Source organism: Pseudomonas nitroreducens TX1, from assembly GCF_000313755.1.
Lineage (GTDB): Bacteria > Pseudomonadota > Gammaproteobacteria > Pseudomonadales > Pseudomonadaceae > Pseudomonas > Pseudomonas nitroreducens_A.
The window spans coordinates 1-8,419 of record NZ_AMZB01000063.1 but is presented as its reverse complement, the minus strand read 5'-3'; the positions used below and the strand labels follow the sequence as shown (position 1 = coordinate 8,419).

Genomic DNA, 8,419 nt, shown 5'->3' with positions numbered 1-8,419 from the left:
GTCGAGGAAGCGGTTGAACCAGCCGGCGAGTTCGCCCAGCTCGTCCTTGCCCGCGTAGTCCAGGCGTTTGGTCAGGTCGCCTTCGCCGCTGGCGATGTTGCGCAGCATCGCGGCGACATTGAGGATCGGCCGGGTCACGCCGCGGGCGGTGAGCCAGACCAGCAGCAGGCCGACAACGGCGGCGGCGAGGCCGAACAGGGTCTGCCACAGCGCGCCGCTGGAGTTGCGTTCGTCCAGTTGCTTCTGCAGTTCCAGCGCGGGGGCCAGGAGCACGTCCTGCGGCACGTCGAGCACCACGGCCCAGGGCTTGGTGGCGTCCGGGATCGGCAGCAGCGGTTCGACCACACGCAGTTGGCCGTCCTTCTCCAGCACCTGCGGACGGCCGCTGGCCTGCAGGGAAAGCAGCTCGGCGGCCTGGCCGGGAATGGCTTTTTCCAGTGGCTGGCCGAGCAGCGCTTCGTTGCTGCTGTAGCCGGCGAGCAGGCCGGCGGGGCTGACGATGCTGACGCTACCGGCACCGTCGTAGAGCTGGCGGTCGCCATCAGCAGCCAGCTGCTGCAGGCGGCTGAGGCTGATATCGATACCGATCACGGCGATGACCTTGCCCTGATCGATCAGCGGGAAGGTCACGGTGGTCATCAGCACCTTGGTGCCCGAGGCGCTGTCGAAGTAGGGGTTGAGCACGCAGGCCTTGCGCGTCTGCAGCGGGCACAGCTGCCAGGTGTTGAAGGGGCTGCCGTCGAGCATGACGGAGGTATCGGCGATCATGTCCTCGGTCACCGCCAGGCCGGTCATCTCGCCGGAGGCCTTCTGCGCCCAGTAGGCGCCGAAGCGGCCCTTCTCGTTGCTGCCCGCGTCCGCCTGGTCATGGAAGGCGGCATCCTGGCCGTCCAGTGCATCGGGCTCGAAGACTACGTAGAGGCTGAGCAGGTTGGGGTTGCTCTTGAGGCCGTCGCGCACCAGCAGGTTGAGGTCCTTGCGTACGGCGGCAGTGTCCGCCCCGTGCTTGGTGGATTGATCGCGCAGCTGGGCGACCTGCCGCGAGAACTGGTTGCCAAAGTGGTACACGTCGGTGAAGAAGCGCTGGATGATTTCCGCCTGCTGCTCGCTGCGCGCCTGCATCCGCGACTTGGCCGCGTCCTTGAGCATGTCGGCGTTGGCCGCCTTGATCAGCTCGGCGTCATGGTTCATCCGGAACAGCGAGAGACCGACCAGCAGGCAGACGATGCAGAGCAGGCAGAGGCCGGTCAGCAGCGTGATCTTCCACTGGATCGAGAGGCGGGACAGGGGCATGGAGTGGCGTCCTTGGGCAAGAGCGGTTCTGTGTTGTTCTATCGGCTACAAAGGCGGCTACTTGAGCCGAGCCCTTAAATTTCAGGGCTCCTGGCGGATCAGCGCGCGGTACTGCCCCGGCGTGGAGCCGGTCCATTTGCGGAAGGCCTTGTAAAAGGCGCTGGTGTCGGCGAAACCCAGTTCCTCGGCGAGGTCGGCGAAGTTGCCGTCCCCGCTGTCCAGCCGCGCAATGGCCAGATCGCGGCGCAGTTGGTCCTTGAGTGCCTGGTAGGACTGCCCTTCGGCGGCCAGCTTGCGCCGCAGGGTCGAGGGCGCCATGTAGAAATGGCTGGCCAGCGCATCGAGGTCCGGCCAGCGCTCGAACTTCAGGCTGCGCAGGTAGGCCTTGGTACGTGCCGCGAGGCTCTGCGGGTCGCGATAGCGCACCAGGATGTTGGCCGGCGCACCATTGAGGAAACGCCGCAGCTCGCGCTCGTCGCGGCGCACCGGCAGCTCCAGGGCCTCGGCGTTGAACAGCAGGCGCGACTGGCGGCGCGCAAAGTTGAGGTTCTCGGTAAACATCACCCGGTAGTCGGCGATGAAATCCGGCTGGGCGCAACGCAACTCGACGGCCAGGATCGGAATGCGCCGTCCTACCAGCCAGCACGCCAGGCCGTGCAGCATCAGCCACAGGGTGAAATAGCAGAAGGCGCGAGGCGGCGGGCTCTCAGGTTCGTCCAGGACGATGGCGGCAAGGCCGTCCTGGCGCACCAGGCGCGGGGTGAAGTCGTCGAACACCAGGCCCATGAAGCGCAGGGCGGCGTTCATGGCCGTTTCCAGGGTCGGCTCGCCAATTGCCGCAGCAGCCATGAAGTTAAAGCTGCCGGACTTCATGCGCCGGGCGTTCATGCCGAAGAATTCGTCGTCCATCTCCCTGGCCAGGCGCAGCCAGAGCCGCGCGTAGAGCTGGCAGGAAACCCGCGCATAAGGCTTGCCGAACAGCTCAGGGGCGATGCCGGCAGCAGCCAATAACGGCCCGTCGTCACCGCCGGCGCGACGAAACTCGGCCAGCGCTTCGCTGACCAGACGGATGGAGATGGTGCCCTTCTCTACGCCCATGGCGCCCCGGCAATCCGGGCGCGCGTCAGGGCGCAGGACGGCGTCGAGCGATCAGCCACGCTTGCTGCACACCTCTTCGATGCTGATTTCGCGCATGCGGAACTTCTGGATCTTGCCGGTCACCGTCATTGGGAACTCGTCGCAGAAGCGGAAGTGACGCGGCACCTTGAAGTGGGCGATGGCGTTCTTGCAGAAGGCGCGCAGTTCGTCTTCGGCGACGCTGTGGCCGGGGTGGAACTTGACCCAGGCCACCAGTTCCTCGCCGTACTTGTCGTCGGGAATGCCGATCACCTGGGCATCGGCCACGGCATGGTGGGTGTAGAGAAACTCCTCGATCTCGCGCGGATAGATGTTCTCGCCGCCACGGATGATCATGTCCTTGCTGCGCCCGACGATGCGCACATTGCCGGCTTCGTCCATCTCGGCGAGGTCGCCGGTGAGCATCCAGCGCGCCGGGCTGATGGCTTCCAGGGTCGCCTGCGGGTTGTTCCAGTAGCCGAGCATCACGCTGTAGCCACGGGTACACAGCTCGCCGATGGTGCCACGCGGGACGATACGGCCGTCGGCGTCGATGATCTTGCTCTCCAGGTGCGGCTGGGTGCGGCCGACGGTGGTGACGCGGGTTTCCAGGTCGTCTTCCGGGCCAGTCTGCAGCGACACCGGGCTGGTCTCGGTCATGCCATAGGCGATCTGCACCTCGGCCATGTGCATCTCGTCGATGACCCGACGCATCACTTCGATCGGGCAGGTGGCGCCGGCCATGATGCCGGTGCGCAGGCTGGAGAGGTCGAAGTCGCGACGGGTCGGGTGGTCCAGTTCGGCGATGAACATGGTCGGTACGCCGTACAGCGCGGTGGCCTTCTCTTCCGCCACCGCCGCCAGGGTCGCTTCGGGCTCGAAGCTGGGCGCGGGGTAGATCATGGTGGAGCCGTGGGTGAGGCAGCCGAGGTTGCCCATCACCATGCCGAAGCAGTGGTACAGCGGCACAGGGATCACCAGGCGGTCGTGCTCGGTGAGGCCGAGACTGTCGCCGACCATCAGGCCGTTGTTGAGGATGTTGTAGTGGCTGAGCGTGGCGCCCTTGGGGAAGCCGGTGGTGCCGGAGGTGTACTGGATGTTGATCGGCTCGTCGAACTGCAGCAGCGCCTGGCGTTCGGTGAGTTCGGCGGCGGCGATGCCACGGCCCAGCGGCTCCAGCTGGCTCCAGCGCAGGAAGCCGGTGGGCGCGCTGTCGGACAGGCTGATCACCCCGCGCAGCTCCGGCAGGCGGTCGCTGGACAGCTCGCCCGGCCTGCCCTGCCCCAGTTCGGGCAACAGGTCGGCAAGCATGCCGTGATAATCGGAGGACTTGAAGGCGTCGGCGCATACCAGCCAGCGGCAGCCGGACTGCTTGAGCGCGTATTCGAGTTCGTTCACCCGGTACGCCGGGTTGATGTTGACCAGCACGGCACCGACCTTGGCGCTGGCGAACTGGGTGACGCACCACTGTGCGCAGTTCGGCGCCCAGATACCCAGGCGATCACCGGGACGCAGGCCGAGGGCGAGGAAAGCGCGGGCGATGCCATTGACTACCTCGGCCAGTTCGGCCCAGGTGTAGCGCAGGTTCTGGTGACGCACGACCAGGGCCTCGCGCGCGGCAAAACGCTCGACGGTGGCATCGAAGGCGGCGCCGACGGTCATGGCCAGCAGGGGTTTGTCCTGGGGGCCGCGGGTGTAACTCAGGTGGTTCATGGCTTTCCCTTGTTGTGCTTGTTCTGGGATCAACGCTGAACGATCGGCCTGGCAGCGGTGCAAGAGGCACCAAGGGCCGACCTGCTCACCCGCATGACTGGCCGGTCGCGGGCTGCGAAACATGTTTACGTTAACGTAAAGGTAAACGCAACCCCGACTATCGGCCACACGGCGAACCGGGCGCCTGCGTTCCATTCAGGATAGTCACTCACAAAGCGTGCCATCCGGCCTGAAGGCCATATGCGGCGCGGCTTTGAGAAGGTTTTCAGCCGTCCAGTGCAACGCCGTCCCGGTTGCATTTCGCAACAGCTCGGGCAACCTGCCGCACCGCGGCTTCCAGCGCGACTCACGGTCTCTGCGCAGCCAGGGCCGCTACGTCTCAACATGTCGCAATCTGAGACGCGCCACGCCGCGTGCGCTATGGCGGGCGTTGGATTAGAATTCGCCGAAAATGCCTACATGGATGTAGACACATTCCCACCTCATGCTTGCGAATCACATCCATGCCTAGTCGTCGTTCGATACTGAGCCTGCTGTTTGCCTGTGCCGCTGTTGTCTGTTCATCGAACACCTTCGCCGCCTCCCCCGCCAAGCCGGCTTCGCCCAAGGAGCTGGTGCTCGCATCCGGCAGCGCCCTGGTGGTCGACATGGAGAACGGCAAGACCCTCTATTCCAGCAATCCCAACCTGGTGGTGCCCATCGCCTCGGTGACCAAGCTGATGACCGCCATGGTCACGCTGGACGCCAAGCTGCCGATGAACGAGCTGATCCCCGTGGACATCTCCGAGACCGCCGAGATGAAGGGCGTGTTCTCCCGTGTCCACCTGGGCAGCATGATCAGCCGCCAGAACATGCTGCTGCTGGCCCTGATGTCTTCGGAAAACCGTGCTGCCGCGAGCCTCGCGCACAACTATCCGGGCGGCTCCAAGGCCTTCGTCGCGGCCATGAACGCCAAGGCGAAGTCCCTCGGCATGACCAGCACCCATTACGTCGAGCCCACCGGCCTGTCGATCCACAACGTCTCCGATGCCAACGACCTGATCCGCCTGGCCAGGGCCGCCTACACCTACCCGCAGATCCGCGCGATGAGCACCACGGCGACCAGCGACGCACGCTTCAGCAAGCCCAGCTACTCGCTGAGCTTCTTCAATACCAATCCGCTGGTGCGCAACGGCAAGTGGGACATCCGCCTGACCAAGACCGGCTTCACCAACGATGCCGGCCACTGCCTGGTAATGGTCACCATGATGAACGGCCGCCCGGTTGCCCTGGCCCTGCTCGATGCCTTCGGCAAGCGCACCCACGTGGCCGACGCCGCGCGCATCCGCCGCTGGGTGGAAACCGGCGTCGCCTCGCCGGTGCCCGCTGTCGCCCTGCAGTACAAGGCCCAGCGCAGCCAGGCGCGTGCGGCCGGCATGACCGCCACCGCCGAGTAAGTTCCTCCCCCGCGCTGGCGGAGCTCTCTCCGCCAGCCCTCTCCTGCCTGCCCTCGATTTACTCTTCTCTACCTGTCACTTCAGCCCTGCTGGATGGCGCATCCATCACTTATATTCCGACCATCATTCAATGCTAGTATGATGATCGTAATATTCAATGGCTGGAGCCTTGCGATGACCGAACTGACACTGACCCGCGAACAGAAGATTGCCGCCTGGGAAGCGGCGGCCGCGCAGATGCGCCAGCGGCTGGCCGAGCCTGGCGTGGTCTCGCGGCAGGAACTGCGCGGCAAGACGCCCCAGGAATTCTTCGACGGCATCGGCGCTGGCGAACTGCCCGCCCCGCCGATCAACGCGCTGATCGGCTTCGTCCCGCTGGAATGGGGCCAGGGCCACTTCGTCTTCCAGGGCACCCCGGACATGCGCCACTACAACCCACTGGGCACCGTGCACGGCGGCTACGCGGCCACGCTGCTGGACTCGGCCATGGGCTGCGCCGTGCATACCATGCTCGAACCCGGCCTGGGCTACACCACCACCGACCTGCGCATCAGCTACATCCGTGCGCTGACCCGCGACACCGGGCCGATCCGTGCCGAGGGCACCCTGGTGCACATCGGCCGCTCCACCGCCCTGGCCGAGGGCCGCCTCTACGACGTGGATGGCCGCCTGTACGCCACCGGCTCCACCACCTGCCTGATCCTCGGGCGCTGACAGCTGTTCAGGAGACTGACCATGACTTCCGTCGTCATCGCGGGTTATGCCCGCTCCCCCTTCCACTTCGCCAAGAAAGGCGCGCTGATCGACGTGCGTCCGGATGACCTCGCCGCGCAGACGGTAAAGGGCCTGGTGGCACGTAGCGGCCTGGACGCCAACCTGATCGAAGACCTCATCATGGGCTGCGCCTACCCCGAGGCCGAACAGGGCATGAACCTGGCGCGCATCACCGGCTTCCTCGCCGGGCTGCCGGAGACGGTGGCCGGCGCCACGGTGAACCGTTTCTGCGGCTCGTCCATGACCTCCATCCACTTCGCTGCCGGGCAGATCCAACTCGGCGCCGGTGATGCCTTCATTTGCGCGGGCGTGGAATCCATGACCCGTGTACCCATGGGCGGCTTCAACCTGTCGCCCAACCCGCGCCTGCTGGCGGAATTCCCCCAGGCCTACATGCCCATGGGGCAGACGGCCGAGATCGTCGCCGAGCGCTTCGGCATCTCCCGCGCGGACCAGGAAGCCATGGCCGTGGGCTCCCACGCCAAGGCCGCCCGTGCCCGCGAGCAGGGCCTGCTGGCGGCGGAGATCGTGCCCATCGACACACCCAACGGCGAGGTCAACGAGGATGGCTGCATCCGCCCCGGCACCAACCTGGAAGCGCTGGCGCAGCTCAAGCCGGCTTTCGGCGGCAGCGTCACCGCCGGCACCGCCTCGCCCCTCACCGATGGCGCAGCGGCCGTGCTGGTGTGCAGCGAAGACTTCGCCCGCGACAACGGACTGGACATCCTCGCGCGGGTGAAAGCCGTCGCCGTGGTTGGCTGCCCGCCAGAGATCATGGGCATGGGTCCGCTGTACGCGACCCGGAAGCTGCTCGATCGCAGTGGACTGCGGATGGCCGACATCGATCTGGTGGAGATCAACGAAGCTTTCTCCAGCCAGGCCCTGGCCTGCCTGCGCGGCCTGGAGCTGGATATCGACCGGGTCAACCTGCACGGCGGCGCCCTGGCCATCGGTCACCCGCTGGGCGCCACCGGCGCACGCATCACCGGCAAGGCGGCGGCGCTGCTGAAGGAAACCGGCGGGCGATACGCCATCGCGACCCAGTGCATTGGTGGCGGGCAAGGTGTGGCGACGTTGCTCGAAGCCGTGCGCTGAGGGCTCCCCCTGTAGGAGCGAGCTTGCTCGCGAACATTGCTTGACCGGCAACCCCGCGGTTGAGCGGTTCACGAGCAAGCTCGCTCCTACAGCCAGCCCACCGCCGTTCCTGCCCTGAATCACCTCCTCGCGCCCGGCCTGCGTTAGAATGTCAACCAGCATTCCATGATCCGCAGGAGACCGGTCATGCGTTACTCCGAAGACCACAAGGCCCAGACCCGCGAACGCATCATCAACGAGGCGGCGCAGCGCTTTCGCAGCGAAGGCGTCGACGCCACCGGCCTGCAGACGTTGATGAAGGCGCTCGGCCTGACCCACGGCGGCTTCTACGCGCACTTCAAGTCCAAGGACGAGCTGGTGGAGATCGCCCTGCAGCAGGCCGCCGAGCAACTGCGCCCAGTCGTCGACCAGCAGTTCGCGAAGGCCGACCCGCTGCCCGGCTTCATCGACCAGTACCTCTCCCCCGGCCACCGCAACACGCCGGGCAAGGGTTGCCCGCTGCCGACCATCTCGGCGGAACTGGGCGCGCGTGGCCATGCCAGCGCCACCACCGACGCCATCGTCCAGGCGCGCATCGACGCCATCGAGAAAGCGCTGCCCAGCGAGCATGCCGAGGATGAAAGCGTCGCCCTGCTCGCTACCCTGATCGGCGCGCTGGTGCTGTCGCGCAGTGTGGCCGACCCGGAACTGTCCGATCGCATCCTGGACAGCACACGGCGGCATCTGAAGCGGGAGATCGGCGCGACGGAGTGAATCGCCCACAGCGGTCGCATATGGCGCTTTTGTAGGGCGCATAACGCGCCAGCGTTATCCGCCGCTCAAGGGCCGGCGGATAACCTGTTCCAGGTTATTCGCCCTACGCAGCTTTTGTCGTAGGCCTGCGCCTGCGCATTCCCCTGCCGCATTCCGACCCGCCGTGCAGGATTCGCGGACAAGGTCCCCTCCTACGAAGAGCCGGTCAGCGCGATCGGGTAGGAGGCGGCCTCACGGCC

Annotated in this window: 7 protein-coding genes; 4 read left to right on the top strand and 3 right to left on the bottom strand. The window is 66.1% G+C overall.

Annotated elements, in window-relative coordinates:
* The 3 genes from C167_RS32070 to C167_RS0102145 form a co-directional block, all read right to left on the bottom strand.
* On the bottom strand, nt 1-1,293 hold a 1,293-nt coding region (locus C167_RS32070), incomplete at its 3' end, for a HAMP domain-containing protein (RefSeq protein ID WP_017516628.1).
* A gap of 81 nt (nt 1,294-1,374) precedes the next feature.
* The gene (locus C167_RS0102150; RefSeq protein WP_017516627.1) at nt 1,375-2,391 is read right to left on the bottom strand and encodes an AraC family transcriptional regulator; all 1,017 of its coding nucleotides are present in this window, start codon (nt 2,389-2,391) and stop codon (nt 1,375-1,377) included.
* A gap of 51 nt (nt 2,392-2,442) precedes the next feature.
* Entirely contained in the window at nt 2,443-4,122 is a 1,680-nt protein-coding gene (locus C167_RS0102145) for an AMP-binding protein (protein ID WP_017516626.1), read from the bottom strand.
* A gap of 503 nt (nt 4,123-4,625) precedes the next feature.
* Here C167_RS0102145 and pbpG point away from each other — a divergent pair.
* The 4 genes from pbpG to C167_RS0102125 all read left to right on the top strand — a co-directional run bounded on the left by pbpG (nt 4,626) and on the right by C167_RS0102125 (nt 8,180).
* Nucleotides 4,626-5,558, top strand: coding sequence for a D-alanyl-D-alanine endopeptidase (gene pbpG / locus C167_RS0102140; RefSeq protein WP_026078750.1), 933 nt, complete (start codon nt 4,626-4,628; stop codon nt 5,556-5,558).
* Between the two features lie 174 nt (nt 5,559-5,732).
* Nucleotides 5,733-6,272, top strand: a complete 540-nt coding sequence (locus C167_RS0102135; RefSeq protein WP_017516624.1) for a hotdog fold thioesterase — start codon at nt 5,733-5,735, stop codon at nt 6,270-6,272.
* Between the two features lie 15 nt (nt 6,273-6,287).
* A complete protein-coding gene (locus tag C167_RS0102130; RefSeq protein WP_026078748.1) occupies nt 6,288-7,427 on the top strand; it encodes a thiolase family protein in 1,140 nt (379 codons plus the stop codon).
* 186 nt (nt 7,428-7,613) lie between these two features.
* Complete coding sequence (locus tag C167_RS0102125) at nt 7,614-8,180, top strand: TetR/AcrR family transcriptional regulator (protein ID WP_017516622.1); 567 nt, start codon at nt 7,614-7,616, stop codon at nt 8,178-8,180.
* The last annotated feature ends 239 nt before the right edge of the window (nt 8,181-8,419 follow it).

Excerpts from the sequence above, each read along its gene's own strand:
- C167_RS0102150 (WP_017516627.1), bottom strand. The coding sequence starts at position 2,391 with ATGGGCGTAGAGAAGGGCACCATCTCCATCCGTCTGGTCAGCGAAGCG.
- C167_RS0102145 (WP_017516626.1), bottom strand. The coding sequence starts at position 4,122 with ATGAACCACCTGAGTTACACCCGCGGCCCCCAGGACAAACCCCTGCTG.
- pbpG (WP_026078750.1), top strand. The coding sequence starts at position 4,626 with ATGCCTAGTCGTCGTTCGATACTGAGCCTGCTGTTTGCCTGTGCCGCT.
- C167_RS0102135 (WP_017516624.1), top strand. The coding sequence starts at position 5,733 with ATGACCGAACTGACACTGACCCGCGAACAGAAGATTGCCGCCTGGGAA.
- C167_RS0102125 (WP_017516622.1), top strand. The coding sequence starts at position 7,614 with ATGCGTTACTCCGAAGACCACAAGGCCCAGACCCGCGAACGCATCATC.